Source organism: Rhodovulum adriaticum, assembly GCF_004345735.1.
Taxonomy (GTDB): domain Bacteria; phylum Pseudomonadota; class Alphaproteobacteria; order Rhodobacterales; family Rhodobacteraceae; genus Rhodovulum; species Rhodovulum adriaticum.
On the sequence record NZ_SLXL01000002.1, the window covers coordinates 358,296 to 375,222 of the forward strand.

Here is a 16,927-nt window from a genome sequence, read left to right on the forward strand (position 1 = left end):
AAAGTCAGGTCAGGCGTGAAGGAATTTCTGCATCAGGACAAGGTCCAGCCAAAGGCCCTGCTTGTGGCCGACCTCGCGCAGGCGGGCGACCTCGGCATAGCCCATCGCGGCGTGGAACGCGACGCCATCGGCATTGGCCGCACTGACACCGGCAAAGATAGAATGCGCCCCGCCTGCGCGCGCGTGATCCTCGACCGCGGCCATCAGCGCGCGGCCATGCCCCCCGCCCCTGGCCAAAGGGTCCAGCAGGATCGTGTGTTCCATCGTCCGGGCATAACCGACGCCGCCGCGAAACTGACCGTAGGTGGCAAATCCCATAACGCGGCCTGCATCCTCGGCCACGAAGAAGCCATGCCCGGCCGCCTGCCGTTCGGCGATCAGGGCTGCGACCTCGGCCGCAGTCTTTTCAGCGGCGTTGAAGGTGACAAGGGTCTCGCGGATGTAATGACCCCAGATCGCGGCAATCTGCGGGGCATCCGCGGCGCGGGCGGGCCGAACGCTCATTCCAGTACCCGCCGCCCTGCGGGGGTGTCGATCAGCGCGCGCAATTCAGGCCGGTCGCCGGGATGTACCGCAACCAACGGGTCGTTCAGCCGCCCCTGCAACGCCGCGCGCAGGGCCTCGGCCTGTGGGTGATACAATTCCAACCCGACCAGCCGGCACCCGGTTTCGGGCAGCAGCGCCGCCGGGTGCAGCGTGCCCTGCCAGGCCATCAGCGCCGGGAACAGGCCATCGAACGGCAGGCGCCCATCCGCAGGCACCGCCATCTGCCAGCGCAGATCGGCACGCGCCAGGGACATCGGCTGGCCACAGCCTGCGGGCGCATCGGCCAGCGCGGCCGACAGATCGTCGCAACGGGCGATCCAGTTGGTCAGGCGCGGCGGTCCTGCAAAGCGGTCCAGGTCGAACCAGCGCGGCCTGCCCGGCGGGGCCGCGTCCGGGTCGATGGCGATCACCTCCAGATACAGGCCGGGCGCCAGCGCCATCAGCCGGTTATGGGTGCCCATCGCCGGGTGCTGCCCACCGGGGGCCAGCCGCACGCCCAGGCGATCCTCGACCATTGCGACGCCATCCTCCAGCGTCGCGGCCGACACCGCCAGATGATCCAGTGTCAGCATTGTACCCCCCTGCCCCCTTGACCCCGTCGCAGCCGGAATAGCGCGCGATTGCCCTGCGGTGCAAACGAAACGGGGCGGCCCGATCCGGGCCGCCCCGCCTGTCTGGCCGCGATGCGCGCTCAGGCGCGCTCGGCGTATTCCATGGTTTCGGTGTTCACGACGATATCCTCGTCCTGCCCGACAAAGGGCGGCACCATCACCCGCACGCCGTTGTCCAGCAACGCAGGCTTGAAGCTGTTGGCCGCGGTCTGGCCTTTCACCACCGGCTCGGTCTCGACGATCTTGCAGGTGACCTTTTGCGGCAGCGTCGCGTTCAGCGCCTCGGACTCGTAGTATTCGATGACCACGGTCATGCCGTCCTGCAGGAACGGGCGGCGTTCGCCCAGGATATCGGCAGGCAGTTCGATCTGCTCGAAGGTCTCCATATCCATGAAGACGAGCTGACCGTCGGTTTCATACAGGAACTGCTGGTCCTTCTGTTCCAGCCGGACGCGTTCCACCTTGTCGGCGCTGCGAAAGCGCTCGTTCAGCTTGGACCCGTTGCGCAGGTTGCGCAATTCGACCTGGGCAAAGGCGCCGCCCTTGCCCGGTTTGACGTGATCCACCTTCACGGCGGCCCACAGGCCGCCATTATGTTCCAGCACGTTGCCGGGGCGGATTTCGTTTCCATTGATCTTGGGCATGACTGGACCCTTGACGATAGGTTGAACGGAACTTCCGCGCCCCTATATCTGGTTGGTGACAGCCTGGCAAGGCAACCATATAAACGGTCCCGGGCAACCGACCCATGCATCTGGCGCATAGGTGGCATTCCAAAAGGGAAATACCGAATCGCCACGAAACCGTCATATTCGGCGGCACGCCCGAAATGCAAGAGCAAGAATAAAAGGACGACGACATGGTCGATTTCGTTGATGGCTCCGCTTTCAACCACGAACAAGGCAACCGTGCACGCAAACTGTTCGCCGCTGTTGTGCTGGCCGCGCTGGATGATGCGATTGCCGACGACAAGAAATATGGGAACGGGCCGGATCAGATCGCCCGTTGGGCGCGCTCGCGGGATGGGCGCGAAGTGTTGTCCTGTGCCGGGATCGACCCGAACGAACGTGTGGTGAAGGGCCTGATGGAATTCGTAGAGCGCGGCGTGCGGACCTCTGTCGCGCTGTCGCGCGAGGAAAGCGAACGGCGCCAGGTGCAGGAGCGCGCCGAGGCCGCCTGATCGCAGATCAGAAACCGACCCAAAGGCGCGCCCCGGTGGCGCGCTTTTCTTTTGCCGGGGTCTTGTTCGGTGAACGGTCAGCCGATGTTGCGGGCAGCCAGCGCGCGGTTGATCTCGCGGCGGACCAGCTTGCGCACATTCCGGGTGATCCGCTCGCCCAACGCGCCCTGCAATTCTTGCCGCACGATCTCGCCGACGATCTCGCGCAGCATATCCTCGTCCAGCAGCGCGGTTTCCTCGATCGCACCGGAAACCCCAGGATAGTCCGGCCATTCCGAGCCGAGCTCATCCGCATCGGACTCGTCTACATCCGGCTCTGCGGCTCCGTCCTCAGGCGCGGCGTCCTTTTCCGCGCCGACGGCCACCCGGATACTATGGAAATCAAAGGGGGAATCCCCCGCCTGGTCGCGCGCCGCCTCGGCCCCGGACATGTCTTCGTCAACCGCATCAAGGGCAGCGTCCTCGGCCGGGGCCTTCGGCGCGTCCGTGGCGTCGTCCGCATCGGCGTCGGAGGGGGGGCAATCCTGATCCTCTTTCGCCTCATCAGGGGTATCGGGCGCATCCGCGCTGTCCGCCTGTGCCGGTTGCGGCGGCGCAACCCGCAGCGCGGGCGTCAGCACCAGACGGTCGGGGGCGCGCACGGGCGCAGTCTCGGGCACTACAGCGGCATCCACCTCTTCGGCGACAAGCCTGCGGATCGAGGCCAGAACGTCCTCCAGATCGCGGGGTTCGGCGGACTCGGACATGCACTCTCCCTCTGCGCCTCTACCCGATAGGGTAGCGCGACGCCCCTTTCGACACAACACCAAGCCGGCTCAGGGCCGGCCAAGCGCCTCCAGCACCCGATCCAGCCGCGCGCCCTGAATGCTCTTGGCCGGGGCGTTACGCACGGCATTGTAGTATTGCAGCGGATCATAGGTCGGGATGCCCAGGTCCAGATGCTCCACCGTCAACAGGCCCATGGACGCCAGCAGCGCGTAGACCGCGACATACTGGTTCGCTTCGGCCTGAACCCGCGCAGTGCGCGCGTCCAGCAATTCCTGCTCGGCGTCCAGCACATCCAGCGTGGTGCGGGCGCCAAAGCGGGCCTCTTCCTTGGTCCCTTCAAAGGCCAGTTGCGCGGCGCGGATCTGGCGGTCGGTCGCCTCGATCTGGGCGCGGGCCACGGACAGATTCGCCCAGGCGCTGCCGACTTGTTCCTCGATCAGGCGAACGCTTTGCAGCAGGGCGGCACGGGCGCGTTCGGCGTTGGCGCGGGCCTGCCGTTCCGCCGCATAAAGACCGCCCCCGGCATAGATCGTCTGGCTCAGCGAGAGCCCAACAAAACCGTATTCGCCGCCGTCATCCTCGGCCGTCAGGCCCGCATTGGCCGACAGCGACGGCCCTTGCGCCGCCTTGGCACGGGCCACGTTCAGCTCTGCGGCCGTCACGTTATGCTGCGCCTGCAGGATGTCGGGATGGCTGCGCACGGCGATGTCGCGGGCGGAACTGGTGCTCTTGGGCAGCGACGGCAGGCTGGGAATGCCGCTCAGCCCCGCGGGGTACTTGCCGACCGCGCGGCGGTAGGCCTCGCGCGCATTGGCCAGCGCGCCCTGCGCCGCCACCAGGTTGGAGCGCGCCGCCGCCAGCCGCGACTGCGCCAGCGAAACATCCGTGCGCGTGACCTCGCCCACTTCGAAGCGGTCCTCGGTCGCGCGCAGCTGCTGGGTCAGCACCCGCACGTTGTTTTCCGCCAACGAGGCGTTCTGGATCGCGGCAAAGACATCCATGTAGGCCTGGACCGCCGCCAGCAGCACGTTCTGTTCCACCCCGATCAGCGCGGCGCGGGTGGCCATCACGTTTTCCTTGGCCGCGTCGATCGCCAGCCGGTTGCTGCCCCCATCGTACAGCGTCAGGCTCGCCGTCACGTCGGCCGAGGCGCTGGTAACCGTCGTACCGACCGTCGGCCCCTTGCGGTTGCCGTCGGTATAGGTCGCATCCATAGAGAACTGGATGACCGGGCGCAGGGCCGCGACGGCCTGGGCGACATCCTCGTCCGCGGCGCGCAGCACGGCGCGGTTCTGTTCCAGCAAGTGGGAATTCTTGTAGGCCGCGATCAACGCGTCGGTCAGCGTTTCCGCGCGGGCGGCAGCGCCGCCGGCCAACATCGACGCCGCCAGCGCCGCGCCCGTGACCATTCGAAAGATACCGCTCATGTTCCGTGCCTTTCCGGGGCCGCGCATCCGATCGCGCGGCAAGATTAATGCCTCAGTCAGAATTCGAAGGCGGGCGCACGGGCAAAGCCCGGCAGAACAGGCGCGCCCGCATTGAACAGAAAGCGCCAGCTGACCGCGCCCTCGACCTTGTGGCCCAGCCGAACCTCGCCCCCGCCGGGCACGGCGAACAGCGCCACGATGCGCCCTTCCTCGGCCAGTTGATCGGTCAGCGCGGCGGGGATCTCTTCGACCGCACCCTCGACGACGATGGCGTCATAGGGGCCGTGCCGCGGCGCGCCCTCGGCCAGGGCGGCGTGTTCCACCGCCACGTTGTCGACCCCATGTTCGGCCAGCGTCGCCTGTGCCTCGCGCGCCATGGCGGCGTCTTCCTCGACCGCCACGACCGCATCGGCCATACGCGCCATCACCGCCGCCGAGTACCCCAGCCCGCACCCCAGATCCAGAACCAGGTCGCCGGGCGCCGGATCGATCGCCTCCAGCATCTTGGCAAAGGTCCGCGGTTCCAGCACGGTGCGCCCCTCGGCCAGGGGCAGGTTCTCGCCCAGATAGGCGGCCTCGCGCAGGGCGGCGGGGACGTACTCTTCACGCGGGACGGCAAGCATCGCCTCGATGATCGGCAGGCGGGTCACGTCCGACGGCCGGACCTGGGTATCCACCATGATCACGCGGCGGGCGTCGAAATCGGGCATGGGGCTGAACTCTCCGGTTCGGAACTGTTGGCCGTGTGATGCCACAGAAGCGCCATCACGGCAATATTGCAGCCCGCACGAAGACGCGATCCGACCTTTGCGCAACATCCACCGCTTGCGCCCCCCCAACCCTTGGGCTATGAGAGGCTCCGCGCTGGCGAGTTGGCGGAGTGGTTACGCAGCGGATTGCAAATCCGTGTACACCGGTTCGATTCCGGTACTCGCCTCCACCATCATTCCTATGGCACGGATGAGACCGGGTTGGCTGTAGGTCGGACCGTCTGAAAGCGCGTTGCAAACCGCCGCCCCTGCCGACCCCGCCGTTACGGCGTCGCCTCAGAACCGTTCGGCGCGCAGCACTTGTGCGTCGGTCACGCAGACCACGCCGATATGCCGCTCAACCACCTTGAAGGCGGCGTCGAGCAGCGCGTCCAGCTTGTCGGGGCGGATCAGGCAGACCACTTGCACCATGCCCGTTCCGCGGCTGATCTGGCCGTCCCGGCTCCAGTTGCCCGACCGGCCCGATCCGCCCAGCACCGGCAAGACCGACCACCCCGTCACATCGGCCGTTTCCAGCGCCTCCGTCAGGCGGCGCAGCATCACCTGTTCAATCGTGATCTCGACCCGCTTGGCATCATGAGTTTGCATATCAGGATCCTATCACGGTCTTTGCCACCGTCAGGTAGATCGGCAGCCCCAGAACCAGGTTGAACGGAAACGTCACCGCCAGCGACAGCGTCAGGTAGATGGAGGGGTTGGCCTGCGGCACCGCCACACGCATCGCCGCGGGCACCGCGATATAGGACGCAGAGGCCGACAGGGTCATCAACAGCATCGTACCACCCGCCGAAAGCCCCACGACAAGCGACGCCAACAACCCCGCCCCCGCCCCCAGCAGGGGCATCAGCACCCCGAACCCTATGGCGCCGCGATCCAGCACATCGGCCTTGCGCAGACCCCGCCCGGCGATCAGCCCCATATCCAGCAGGAACAGGCACAAGACGCCCTGGAACGGGGAAACGATAAAGGATTCTATCCGGCTCAACCCCTCGGCCCCCGTCGCGATGCCGATGACGAACGCCCCCAGCAGCAGCACGATCGATCCGTTCAGCAGGATCTCGCGCCACAGGTCCGCGCTCATCTCTGTCTGGTCCGACCCGCGCGAGATCAGCCAAAGCGCGGACAGAATCGCCGGGGCCTCCATCGCGGCGGCCACGGCGACCATGTACCCCTCGGACGAGAGGCCCGCATCGGCCAGGACGGTCGTTGCGGCAACGAATGTCACGATGGAAATCGACCCGTAATGCCCGGCAACGGCCGCGGCGTCGGTCCGGGACATCCCCGACAGGAGGCGCAACAGCGCAAAACCCAGAAGCGGCAGGCTGAACGATAGGACGACGCCCATCAACAAGGTCAGACCCAGCTTCAGGTCGATCCCATGCTCTGCCAGGCTGGCGCCACCCTTGAACCCGATCGCGAACAGCAGATAGATCGAAATCCCCTTGGCCACCGCCTCGGGCACCGCAAGGTCCGAGCGCGCCAGCGCCGCGCCCAGCCCGAGAACGAACGACAAGACGATGGGCGACAGCAGGTTCGCAAGTGCGAGGTCGAGCATCCGGGTTGTCCTTGTTCCTGCGCGGCGGGTGGGAATTTCGGGATCGTTCCCCAATGGGACAATGCCACGTTACCGCCGTCAAGGCCATCAGGGGCGCCGCGCGACCGGGGTCTTGCGCGCGGGGTTCGTGACGGCCAGACGCCTGACAATGCGGGCGTGATTGGCCGGCACGGCCATCTGGCCGGGGCATCTCTGTCTTGCCCGCCCGACACGGAAAAGGGGCGCGCCCCGCGGCACGCCCCGTTTTCAGCCGGGCAAGCGGTCCGACTTACTTGCCTTCCAGCGCGTCCAGCCGGGCCTTCAGCGCCTCGTTTTCTTCGCGGGCTTTCTGGGCCATGGCGCGCACGGCCTCGAATTCCTCGCGGGTCACGAAATCGCGGTCGGCCAGCCAGCGGTCCAGCATGCTGCGCATCGCGGTTTCGGCCTCTTCCTTGGCGCCCTGGGCCACGCCCATCGCGTTGGTCATCAGCTTCGACATGTCGTCGAGAAATTTGTTCCGGGTCTGCATCGTGAGCCTCTGGCGTTACATTCGCCCCCTATATGGGCCGCATCGGGCATAACCTCAAGCTTGACTTCGACCGCGCGCAGCACTGACAAGGGTCCCGACATGCAGGCCGTCCTTCACTTCCCCGACATCAGCCCCGAGATCTTTTCGATCTCGATCCTTGGCATCGAGTTTGCGCTGCGCTGGTACGCGCTGGCCTATATTGCCGGTATTTTGTTGGGGTGGCGGCTGATCGTGTCGCTGGTCCGCACCCCGCGGCTGTGGCCCGCCGAACGCGCCCCGATGACGCCCGCCCAGGTGGAAGGGTTACTAACCTGGATCATCCTTGGGGTGATTCTCGGCGGGCGCTTGGGCTTCGTGTTCTTTTACAAACCCATGCACTACCTGTCCCACCCTTGGGAAATCCCGATGATCTGGCAGGGCGGCATGGCGTTTCACGGCGGGCTGCTGGGGGTGATGCTGGCGTTGGTGCTGTTCACCCGCAAGCACAGCATCCCGCTGCTGTCGGCCTCGGACGCGCTGGCGGTGGCAACGCCTGCGGGCCTGCTCTTTGGCCGGATCGCCAATTTCATCAATGCCGAGCTGTGGGGCCGCCCCTCGGATGTGCCCTGGGCCGTCGTGTTTCCGGGGGAGCTGGCGCAATATTGCCCCGGCTGGGATCAGATGCCCTGCGCGCGCCACCCCTCGCAACTGTATGAGGCGGCGCTGGAGGGGCTGGTGCTGGGCGTGCTGGTTCTGTGGCTGGCCTGGCGGCGCGGCGCACTGAAACGGCCGGGTCTGATCGCCGGGGTCTTCTTTACCGGCTACGGGCTGGCCCGGATGTTCGTCGAGCTGTTCCGGCAGGCGGATTTCCAGTTCATCACCCCGGATAACCCGATGGGCCATGTCGTGCAGTGGCACGGGCTGGGCCTGAGCATGGGGCAGGTGCTGTCGCTGCCGATGGTCATCCTGGGCCTGGCCCTGTTGGCCATCGCGGCCCTGCGGCGCCCGGCATGACCCCGCTGGCCGACCTCCTGGCCCGGCGGATCGCGGCCACCGGGCCGATCACGGTGGCCGATTACATGGCCGAATGCCTGTTGCATCCCGAGCATGGCTATTACACCCGGGCCGAGCCCTTTGGCGCGGCGGGCGATTTCACCACGGCGCCGGAAATCAGCCAGATGTTCGGCGAATTGATCGGGCTGTGGCTGGCGCAGGTCTGGCTGGACCAGGGCGCCCCTGTCCCCTTTACCCTGGCAGAGCTGGGGCCGGGCCGGGGCACATTGATGGCCGACGCACTGCGTGCCACCCAGGGCGTGCCCGGCTTTCACCAGGCCGCGCAGATACACCTGGTCGAGGCCGCACCGCGCCTGCGCGCCGCCCAGAAAGACGCGCTGGAGGGCTATGCCGTCACCTGGCACGACACGGTGGATGGCCTGCCCGACGCCCCCCTGTTCGTGATCGCGAACGAGTTTTTCGATGCCCTGCCGATCCGCCAGTTTCAGCGCGACGCGCAGGGGTGGCGCGAACGGCAGGTCGGGCTGGTGGACGGTGCGCTGACCCTGGGCCTGTCGGCCCCCGCGCCCCTGGCCGAACTGGATCATCGCCTTGCCGATACCCGACCGGGCGAGATCGTGGAAACCTGCCCGGCCGCAGCGCCCACGGTCGCCGCATTGGCCACGCGCATCGCCGCCCATGGCGGGGCGGCGCTGATCGTCGATTACGGCGACTGGCACGCGCGCGGGGATACGCTGCAGGCGCTCTACCGTCACGCCTACGACCCGCCGCTGGCCCACCCCGGGCAGGCCGACCTGACCGCCCATGTCGATTTTGCGGCCCTGGCCCGCGCAGCCACCGGCCTTAGGGTCAGTGCGATGACGCCCCAGGGCGTGTTCCTGGAACGGCTGGGTATCACCGCCCGGGCGCAGGCGCTGGCGCGCGGTCTGACCGGGGCGGCGCTGGAAAGTCATATTGCCGCACATCGCCGCTTGACCCATCCGCAGGAAATGGGAACCCTCTTCAAGACACTCGCGCTGACCCCGGCGGACGCGCCCGCCCCCCCAGGACTGGACTGATGACGCTGGAAATCCTGACCTCTGACGCCTTGGCCCCGCTGCGCCACGGGTTCTTTACCCGCCGGGGGGGGGCGTCCTCGGGCATCTTCTCGGGTCTGAACTGCGGCGGCGGATCCTCGGACCAGTCCGAGGTGGTGGCCATCAACCGCGGCCGGGTGGCCGGTGCGATGGGGGTGGAGCCCGAACATCTGGTCACCGCGCACCAGGTGCATTCCGCCGATGTCGCAGCGCTGGATGCCCCCCCGACGGACCGGCCGCAGGTGGACGGGCTGGTCACCGACCGCCCCGGCCTGGCGCTGGCGGTGCTTACCGCCGATTGCCAGCCGGTGCTGTTCGCCGACCGCGCGGCCGGCGTGATCGGCGCGGTTCACGCAGGCTGGCGCGGCGCGCTGAACGGCATCCTGGAGGCCACACTGGACGCGATGGAGGGGCTGGGCGCGGCCCGCGCCGACATTGTGGCCGCCATCGGCCCGACGATCAGCCAAAGCGCTTACGAGGTCGGGCCGGAATTCCTGGCAACCTTCGTCGCCGACGACACGGACAACACCCGCTTCTTTGCCAACGGCCAGGGCGACCGGATGCTGTTCGACCTGCCCGGCTATTCGCTTGCCCGCCTGCGCGCCGCCGGGATCGGGCAGGCGCTGTGGACCCGGCACTGCACCTATTCCGATCCGGCGCGCTTCTTTTCCTTTCGCCGCAGCGTGCACGCGAAAGAGGCCGATTACGGCCGCCTGATCTCTGCCATCCGGCTGTAAGGCCGGACCCGAAAACGCCCCATTCTATGCCCTGCTCTGCCCAAGACCTGCCCCAAAGCCGGGGCAGGATAAGGTCAATGGGGCTGGTCGAGCAGCAAAGGCCGCCCGGAACGCCTGGAAAAGGAGCGACGCCATGAAAAAGAACAACCGCTGGATGGCCTGGATCATCGCCGAAAGCGCCAAGCCGATGCATGCCCTGCCCTGGGAACGCAGCGCGCGCCACATGCCCGCAGCAACCCGCGAAGCAGTCTGAGAATACGACACGCCCGACGCCGGGGCAGATCCCCGGTCCGGCAAGACGGCCCCGCCCCGGCGGGGCCGTTTGCATTTCGCGCGGGGACGAATCACCCGGCGGGCCGAATATGGCGGGATTGGACCCGGCGCCAGAAACAATCCGCGCCCTGCCCCGATCATTCCCCCGGGGATCGGGGCGAAACCAAGGCAAGTTTTGACAAGAGCCCCCCAATTGGACAAGTTGCCGACAGTCTCTCTGCATCCGGTGGGGGCGCCGCAGATGTGACAGACCGAAAGGACTGATCGCATGGGAAGCCACGACCGGAGGGCTGCCGAACTGGCGGCGCAACGCCTGGACCATACGGGCAAGAAGACTGGAAACGCTCGCCTGGACCGGCGGCCTCAGCGCAGCATGCCTCTGATGCGCAGATATGAGGCCGCCGGACTGGTCTCTGCCGACAAGGTGGCCGAACGCGTCCGCATCCTGCCCGCCGATCCGCACCTGGACGAGGCTTTTTGCGCCTTTACCCATGGCACGCTGATCGCCACCCCCGATGGCCCCGTCGCGGTCGAGGATCTGGTGCCGGGCATGCTGGTGCGCACGGCCGATGCTGGTTTGCGTCCTCTGGTCTGGATCGGCTCTACCCTGCTGCCCCCCGCGCCCGAAAGCGGGCCGCAGATGACCCGTTTCATCGCCGAGGGTCTGGGGATCGACCGGCCGATGGCCGATCTGGTCCTGGGGCCGCGCGCCCGCGTGGTCAGCCAGCATCACGGGTGCCACGCCCTGTGCGGCGGCCCCTCTGCCCTGGTGCCAGCAGCGACGCTGACCGATGGCCATGCCGTGATTTCACTGCGCGTGGTCCGCCCGATGCGCGTCTATCACCTGGGGCTGTTGCGCCACCACATCCTGGTGGCAAACGGGGTCGAGGTCGAAAGCTATCACCCCGGCGAAAACGCGATGGCGCGCCTGGACCCGTCCCTGCAAGAGGCGTTCCTGGAGCTTTTCCCGCACCTTCATGGCACCGGCGATTTCGGACCGTTGGTCATGCCCCGGCTCAGCACCCACGAGGCCGAGAGCCTGCGCGGCGCGGCCTGACCCTCAGGCCGACCGGCCCAGCCGTTCCTCCAGCACGTCGAAGGGCACGCCGGGCGCGTCCTTGGCGCAGCGGATCACCAGCGAGGTCTTGACGCTGGCCACATTGTCGGCGGCGGTCAACTCCTCGGTCAGAAAGCTCTGAAAGGTCGACAGGTCCGGCGCCACGCATTTGAGGATGAAATCGACCTCGCCATTCAGCATGTGGCATTCGCGAACCAGCGGCCAGTCGCGGCAGCGCGCCTCGAACGCCTTCAGATCGGCCTCGGCCTGGCTTTGCAGGCCGACCATGGCAAAGACCTGCACCTCAAAGCCCAGCTCGCGGATATCGACATCGGCATGGTAGCCGCGGATGAAACCCGCCTCCTCCAGCGTGCGCACGCGGCGCAGGCAAGGCGGCGCCGAGATACCGACGCGACGGGCCAGTTCCACATTGGTCATGCGTCCATCGGCCTGCAATTCCGACAGGATCTTGCGGTCGATGGCATCGAGTCTACTGCCCGACATCCCTGCTCCTCTTGGCTTTTGCAGATCATATGCGCATGGGTTTTGGTGCGCAATATTGTTTCACGCACGCGCAAGATATTTAAACGCTCCGGCGCGCGGCGACCTGCGGCGAATGGGCACGCAAGGGCTTTCGCGTCAGGTCCGCCGGGACTATATCGGGCGCGACCGATACTCAAGGAGGCAGAGATGGGCGAGACGAAGCATTGCAAGGTTCTGATTATCGGCTCTGGCCCGGCGGGTTACACCGCAGCGGTCTATGCCTCGCGCGCGATGCTGGACCCCGTCCTGATCCAGGGCCTGCAGCCCGGCGGTCAGCTGACCATCACCACCGAGGTTGAGAACTGGCCCGGCGAGTCGGAAATCCAGGGCCCCGACCTGATGCAGAAGATGGAAGCCCACGCCCGCGCCATGGGGGCGGAAATCGTGTCCGACTATATCTCCAGCCTCGACCTGTCCGCCCGCCCCTTTACCGCCCAGGCCGATAGCGGCACCACCTATACCTGCGACGCACTGATCCTGGCGACGGGGGCCCAGGCGAAATGGCTGGGCCTGCCCTCGGAAGAGAAATTCAAGGGCTTTGGGGTTTCCGCCTGCGCGACCTGCGACGGCTTTTTCTACCGTGGACAAGAGGTCGTGGTCGTGGGGGGCGGCAACGCGGCCGTGGAAGAGGCCCTGTTCCTGACCAATTTCGCCTCCAAGGTGACGCTGATCCATCGCCGGGACGAACTGCGCGCCGAAAAGGTGCTGCAACAACGCCTGTTCAAGAACCCCAAGATCGAATGCCTGTGGCATCACACGGTGGACGAAATCCTGGGCACCGAGAACCCGCTGGGCGTAGAGGCCGTCCGCGTCAAGCATGTGGATAGCGGCGAAACCCAAGAAATCCCCTGCAAGGGCTTCTTTGTCGCCATCGGCCATGCGCCGGCCTCGGAACTGGTGGCAGACCAGCTGGAAACCCATATGGGCGGCTATGTCGTCACCCAGCCCGACAGCACGGCCACCTCGATCCCCGGCGTGTTCGCGGCTGGCGACCTGACCGATCACAAGTACCGCCAGGCGGTCACCTCGGCCGGGATGGGCTGCATGGCCGCGCTGGAGGCCGAACGCTTCCTCGCCGAGCAAGAGGACTGACACGCTACGCCGGTTGTGCGTCCTTTTCGCCGCAGCTGCGAAAAGAGATCGGCGCCGTCTTGAAACCGTCCGCATTTCAGCGCTAGGCCGCGCGCAAATCGCGGCCCGCCATCCGGCTTTCCGTCAAGAAAGAGTTGAAGCAATGTCCACATCCCTTTCCAACCTCGCCCCCATCCCCGAGTTGTATGTTTCCGCCGAAAGCGCCCAGAAACTGAAGGTCGAGGCTGGCGACCTGCCCAGCTGGGATCTGAACCCGCGCCAGATCTGCGATCTGGAACTGCTGATGAACGGCGGCTTCTACCCGCTCAAGGGCTTCCTGGGCGAGGAGGATTATAACGGCGTCGTGGAAGACATGCGCCTGGCCGACGGGACGCTGTGGCCGATCCCGATCACGCTGGACGTGACCGAGGATTTTGCCGAAAAGCTGGAACTGGGACAGGACATCGCCCTGCGCGACCAGGAAGGGGTGATCCTTGCGATTCTCAGCGTCACCGATCGCTGGGTGCCCAACAAGGTGCGCGAGGCCGAAAAGGTATTCGGCGCCGACGATCTGGCCCACCCGGCGGTGAACTACCTGCACCACACCGCCGGCAAGGTCTATCTGGGCGGCCCGATCACCGGCATTCAGCCGCCCACCCATTACGATTTCCGCTCGCGCCGCGACACGCCCAATGAACTGCGCGCCTATTTCCGCAAGCTGGGCTGGCGCCGCATCGTGGCCTTCCAGACCCGCAACCCGCTGCACCGTGCGCACCAGGAACTGACCTTCCGCGCCGCGAAAGAGGCGCAGGCCAACCTGTTGATCCACCCGGTCGTCGGCATGACGAAACCGGGCGACGTGGACCATTTCACCCGCGTGCGCTGCTACGAGGCGGTGCTGGACAAATACCCCCAGTCCACCACCACGATGAGCCTGCTGAACCTGGCCATGCGCATGGCCGGCCCGCGCGAGGCAGTGTGGCACGGCCTGATCCGCCGCAACCACGGCTGCACCCATTTCATCGTCGGCCGCGACCATGCCGGCCCGGGCAAGAACAGCGCGGGCGAGGATTTCTACGGCCCCTATGACGCGCAGGAACTGTTCCGCCAGCACCAAGACGAAATCGGCCTGGAAATGGTCGACTTCAAGCACATGGTCTACGTGCAGGAACGCGCGCAATACGAACCCGCCGACGAGATCGAAGAGGGCGTGACGGTCCTGAACATCTCGGGCACCGAACTGCGCCGCCGCCTGGCCGAGGGTCTGGAAATCCCCGAATGGTTCTCCTTCCCCGAGGTGGTCAGCGAACTGCGCAAGACCAAGCCGCCGCGCTCGCAGCAGGGCTTCACCGTCTTCTTCACCGGCCTCAGCGGTTCGGGCAAATCCACTATCGCCAACGCGCTGATGGTCAAGCTGATGGAAATGGGCGGCCGCCCTGTCACGCTGCTGGACGGCGACGTGGTGCGCAAGCACCTGTCCTCGGAACTGGGTTTCTCCAAGGAACACCGCGACATCAACATCCGCCGGATCGGCTATGTCGCCAGTGAGATCACCAAGAACGGCGGCATCGCGATCTGTGCGCCCATCGCGCCCTACACCGCCACCCGCCGCGCCGTGCGCGAGATGATCGAACAATACGGCGCCTTCTGCGAGGTGCATGTCGCCACGCCCCTTGAGGAATGCGAGCGCCGCGACCGCAAGGGCCTGTACAAGCTGGCCCGCGAAGGCAAGATCAAAGAGTTCACCGGCATCTCCGACCCCTACGAGGCGCCCGAGACCCCCGAACTATGCGTCGACACAACCGGCGTGGACGTGGACAATTGCGCCCACCAGGTGATCCTCAAGCTGGAAAGCATGGGGCTGATCGCGGGCAACTGAGCCACGGCGCGCATCGCCTGACAACTGGCCGCCCGGGGATAACCCCGGGCGGCCGTTTCGTATCGGAGATGCCGGATGCTGGTGGTCTCGCTCACCTCGATCCCGCCCCGCTTTGCCACGCTCCGCCCGGTGCTGGCCTCGATCCTGAACCAGCGCCCACGGCCCGACCGGGTAATCCTCGCCCTGCCCCGCCAGTACCGCCGCTTTCCCGGCACGTTCCCCCGACCGGCACTGCCCGACGGGGTGGTCCTGCTCAGGCTGGACACCGATCCCGGCCCCGCGGCCAAGGTGCTGCCCGCCGCCCGTGCCCTGGCCGGGACGGGCGCAAGGCTGGTCTATTGCGATGACGATTGCCTGTACGGCCCGGGCTGGCTGGCCGCGCTCTGCGCCGCACAGGACGGCCCCGATACCGTGGTCGCCGCGTCGGGCTTTGCGGTCACGGCGCTGCGCCGCCGCTCCACCCCGGCGGGCGATACCGATATCGCGCAGGGGTTCTCGGGCGTGCTGATCCGCCCCGACATGATCCCGTCAGACGCGTATGACATCCCGCCCGCGGCCTGGGCCGTCGATGATATCTGGCTGTCGGGCCATTACGCGCGCCAGGACCTGCCGATCCGCCTAGCACCGGCCGCCCGTGCCGCCTGCACCCCGCTGAACCGCCCCGGCGCCTTGCAGGACGCAAAGATCGACGGCCAGACCCGCGCCGGGGCGAACGCCGCCTGCGCGGATCTGCTGCACAGCCGCTACGGCCTCTGGCCCCCACGCTGAGGGCTGCTTCTTCTTGGCCAAAATACCCCCGCCGGAGGCACGCGCCCGGCACGGGCGCGTTCGAAAAATCTTTGCCAGGATTTTTCAGGCTGGCCCGCTCAGTGAACGTTCACCGGCGCCAGGTTGTTCTGCCGGGCCACCACGAAGGCCAACCGGCGATCGCGCACCAGCGCCAACCGCTCGCCGCTGGCATCGTGCAGGGCGTACAGCTCTTGCATGCCGCCGGCCTGTTCGCGCAATTCGTCGGGCAGATCGGACACTTTCACTGGGCGGACATAGACGATGCGGTTGTCGCCCTCGGGCAGGAAATCGTATTTCGTGTTCATCGCTCCCCCTATGGCTCAGGTCGTTTCGATACGGATCGTCTGCACCACGCTGTCGGGCTCGGCCCGGGTCAGATCGACATGCAGCAGCCCGTTTTCCATCGTCGCGCCAGCGACCTCGACGCCGTCGGCCAGCACAAAGCTGCGCTGGAACTGACGCGCGGCGATGCCGCGGTGCAGAAAGACACGGGCGCCGTCCTCGTCGGCCTGGCGGCCGCGGATCACCAGTTGCCGATCCTCGACGGTGATCGAGAGGTCGGCCTCGCAAAAGCCCGCAACCGCCAGCGTGATGCGATACCCGCGTTCCGAGGTCTGTTCGATATTGTAGGGGGGATAGCCTTCGTTGCCGGACTTGGCGGTCCGTTCCACGAGGCGTTCGAGTTGCTCGAATCCCAGCAGGTAGGGATGCGAACCGAGGGTCAGTTTCGTCATTATGGCAAGTCCTTGAACAAGCGACCTGATGTGTTTGCGGCCCCGCACACGCGGCGGCCATTGGGGGAAATATGGGTTCCCGCCGCGCCCGTCGCAAGACCGGCTTCCCGCGGGCGGGGAAAAACGCTATGGTTACGAACCCGTTCAAAGGCTGACTCAAGGCAGGACCGATGAACATCGCCACCGAGATGAATTCCGAAGAGATCCTGCGCGCCCGGCTGGAGGTGCTGCGCCACGAGCATCGCGATCTGGACGAGGCCATCCGCGCCCTGCAGGAGCGCAGCACCAGCGACCAGTTCACCATGATGCGGCTGAAGCGTCAGAAACTGGCGCTGAAGGACCGCATCGCCCTGCTTGAGGACCAGTTGACCCCCGACATCATTGCGTAAGACCCGCACACGGCTATAGTG

21 protein-coding genes and 1 tRNA gene are annotated in these 16,927 nt (G+C 66.6%); 10 read left to right on the forward strand and 12 right to left on the reverse strand.

What is annotated here, in order from left to right:
- Window positions 1–9 precede the first annotated feature (9 nt).
- The 3 genes from EV656_RS05125 to efp form a co-directional block, all read right to left on the reverse strand.
- Entirely contained in the window at window positions 10–504 is a 495-nt protein-coding gene (locus tag EV656_RS05125; RefSeq protein WP_132600322.1) for a GNAT family N-acetyltransferase, read from the reverse strand.
- On the reverse strand, window positions 501–1,118 hold the full coding sequence (locus EV656_RS05130; protein WP_132600325.1) for a VOC family protein: 618 nt from the start codon (window positions 1,116–1,118) through the stop codon (window positions 501–503). Before EV656_RS05130 ends, EV656_RS05125 begins: the two co-directional genes overlap by 4 nt.
- Before the next feature lie 119 nt (window positions 1,119–1,237).
- Window positions 1,238–1,801, reverse strand: a complete 564-nt coding sequence (efp, locus tag EV656_RS05135; protein WP_132600328.1) for an elongation factor P — start codon at window positions 1,799–1,801, stop codon at window positions 1,238–1,240.
- Window positions 1,802–2,016: 215 nt separating this feature from the next.
- Between efp and EV656_RS05140 the strand changes: the two genes are divergently transcribed.
- A complete protein-coding gene (locus tag EV656_RS05140; RefSeq protein ID WP_132600331.1) occupies window positions 2,017–2,337 on the forward strand; it encodes a DUF6280 family protein in 321 nt (106 codons plus the stop codon).
- Window positions 2,338–2,414: 77 nt separating this feature from the next.
- Here EV656_RS05140 and EV656_RS05145 read toward each other — a convergent pair whose 3' ends face one another.
- The 3 genes from EV656_RS05145 to EV656_RS05155 form a co-directional block, all read right to left on the reverse strand.
- Window positions 2,415–3,083: a hypothetical protein gene (locus EV656_RS05145; protein WP_132600334.1), complete on the reverse strand. Its 669-nt coding sequence runs from the start codon at window positions 3,081–3,083 to the stop codon at window positions 2,415–2,417.
- Between the two features lie 69 nt (window positions 3,084–3,152).
- On the reverse strand, window positions 3,153–4,532 hold the full coding sequence (locus tag EV656_RS05150; RefSeq protein WP_425057164.1) for a TolC family outer membrane protein: 1,380 nt from the start codon (window positions 4,530–4,532) through the stop codon (window positions 3,153–3,155).
- A 56-nt stretch (window positions 4,533–4,588) separates the two neighbouring features.
- Window positions 4,589–5,242, reverse strand: coding sequence for a protein-L-isoaspartate O-methyltransferase family protein (locus EV656_RS05155; protein ID WP_132600337.1), 654 nt, complete (start codon window positions 5,240–5,242; stop codon window positions 4,589–4,591).
- Window positions 5,243–5,398: 156 nt separating this feature from the next.
- Between EV656_RS05155 and EV656_RS05160 the strand changes: the two genes are divergently transcribed.
- Window positions 5,399–5,472: transfer RNA gene (locus EV656_RS05160), tRNA-Cys, on the forward strand.
- Between the two features lie 106 nt (window positions 5,473–5,578).
- On the opposite strand, the gene EV656_RS05165 is transcribed toward EV656_RS05160, so the two are convergent.
- The 3 genes from EV656_RS05165 to EV656_RS05175 form a co-directional block, all read right to left on the reverse strand.
- Window positions 5,579–5,890, reverse strand: coding sequence for a P-II family nitrogen regulator (locus EV656_RS05165; RefSeq protein WP_132600340.1), 312 nt, complete (start codon window positions 5,888–5,890; stop codon window positions 5,579–5,581).
- 1 nt (window position 5,891) lies between these two features.
- Complete coding sequence (locus EV656_RS05170) at window positions 5,892–6,857, reverse strand: sodium-dependent bicarbonate transport family permease (RefSeq protein ID WP_132600343.1); 966 nt, start codon at window positions 6,855–6,857, stop codon at window positions 5,892–5,894.
- A gap of 268 nt (window positions 6,858–7,125) precedes the next feature.
- Window positions 7,126–7,365, reverse strand: a complete 240-nt coding sequence (locus tag EV656_RS05175; RefSeq protein WP_132600346.1) for an accessory factor UbiK family protein — start codon at window positions 7,363–7,365, stop codon at window positions 7,126–7,128.
- Between the two features lie 99 nt (window positions 7,366–7,464).
- Between EV656_RS05175 and lgt the strand changes: the two genes are divergently transcribed.
- The 4 genes from lgt to EV656_RS05195 all read left to right on the forward strand — a co-directional run bounded on the left by lgt (window position 7,465) and on the right by EV656_RS05195 (window position 11,501).
- Window positions 7,465–8,358 (forward strand): prolipoprotein diacylglyceryl transferase, encoded by an 894-nt coding sequence (gene lgt, locus EV656_RS05180; protein ID WP_132600349.1) that lies wholly within the window; start codon window positions 7,465–7,467, stop codon window positions 8,356–8,358.
- Window positions 8,355–9,416 carry a class I SAM-dependent methyltransferase gene (locus EV656_RS05185; RefSeq protein WP_132600352.1) on the forward strand — a complete coding sequence of 354 codons (1,062 nt, stop codon included), beginning with the start codon at window positions 8,355–8,357 and terminating at the stop codon, window positions 9,414–9,416. Before lgt ends, EV656_RS05185 begins: the two co-directional genes overlap by 4 nt.
- Window positions 9,416–10,171, forward strand: coding sequence for a peptidoglycan editing factor PgeF (gene pgeF, locus EV656_RS05190; protein WP_132600355.1), 756 nt, complete (start codon window positions 9,416–9,418; stop codon window positions 10,169–10,171). The genes EV656_RS05185 and pgeF overlap by 1 nt, the downstream gene beginning before the upstream one ends.
- A gap of 541 nt (window positions 10,172–10,712) precedes the next feature.
- Entirely contained in the window at window positions 10,713–11,501 is a 789-nt protein-coding gene (locus EV656_RS05195) for a Hint domain-containing protein (protein WP_132600358.1), read from the forward strand.
- A gap of 3 nt (window positions 11,502–11,504) precedes the next feature.
- Here EV656_RS05195 and EV656_RS05200 read toward each other — a convergent pair whose 3' ends face one another.
- The gene (locus tag EV656_RS05200; protein ID WP_132600361.1) at window positions 11,505–12,005 is read right to left on the reverse strand and encodes an Lrp/AsnC family transcriptional regulator; all 501 of its coding nucleotides are present in this window, start codon (window positions 12,003–12,005) and stop codon (window positions 11,505–11,507) included.
- 186 nt (window positions 12,006–12,191) lie between these two features.
- Between EV656_RS05200 and trxB the strand changes: the two genes are divergently transcribed.
- The 3 genes from trxB (at window position 12,192) to EV656_RS05215 (ending at window position 15,762) form a co-directional block, all read left to right on the forward strand.
- Complete coding sequence (gene trxB, locus EV656_RS05205; RefSeq protein WP_132600364.1) at window positions 12,192–13,136, forward strand: thioredoxin-disulfide reductase; 945 nt, start codon at window positions 12,192–12,194, stop codon at window positions 13,134–13,136.
- A gap of 142 nt (window positions 13,137–13,278) precedes the next feature.
- Window positions 13,279–14,994, forward strand: coding sequence for a bifunctional sulfate adenylyltransferase/adenylylsulfate kinase (locus EV656_RS05210; RefSeq protein ID WP_132600367.1), 1,716 nt, complete (start codon window positions 13,279–13,281; stop codon window positions 14,992–14,994).
- A gap of 75 nt (window positions 14,995–15,069) precedes the next feature.
- On the forward strand, window positions 15,070–15,762 hold the full coding sequence (locus EV656_RS05215; protein ID WP_132600370.1) for a glycosyltransferase family A protein: 693 nt from the start codon (window positions 15,070–15,072) through the stop codon (window positions 15,760–15,762).
- A gap of 98 nt (window positions 15,763–15,860) precedes the next feature.
- Here EV656_RS05215 and EV656_RS05220 read toward each other — a convergent pair whose 3' ends face one another.
- Window positions 15,861–16,088, reverse strand: a complete 228-nt coding sequence (locus EV656_RS05220; protein WP_132600373.1) for a DUF1150 family protein — start codon at window positions 16,086–16,088, stop codon at window positions 15,861–15,863.
- A 15-nt stretch (window positions 16,089–16,103) separates the two neighbouring features.
- The gene (locus tag EV656_RS05225) at window positions 16,104–16,517 is read right to left on the reverse strand and encodes an Hsp20 family protein (RefSeq protein ID WP_132600376.1); all 414 of its coding nucleotides are present in this window, start codon (window positions 16,515–16,517) and stop codon (window positions 16,104–16,106) included.
- 170 nt (window positions 16,518–16,687) lie between these two features.
- On the opposite strand from EV656_RS05225, the gene EV656_RS05230 reads away from it, so the two are divergent.
- On the forward strand, window positions 16,688–16,906 hold the full coding sequence (locus tag EV656_RS05230) for a YdcH family protein (RefSeq protein ID WP_132600379.1): 219 nt from the start codon (window positions 16,688–16,690) through the stop codon (window positions 16,904–16,906).
- The last annotated feature ends 21 nt before the right edge of the window (window positions 16,907–16,927 follow it).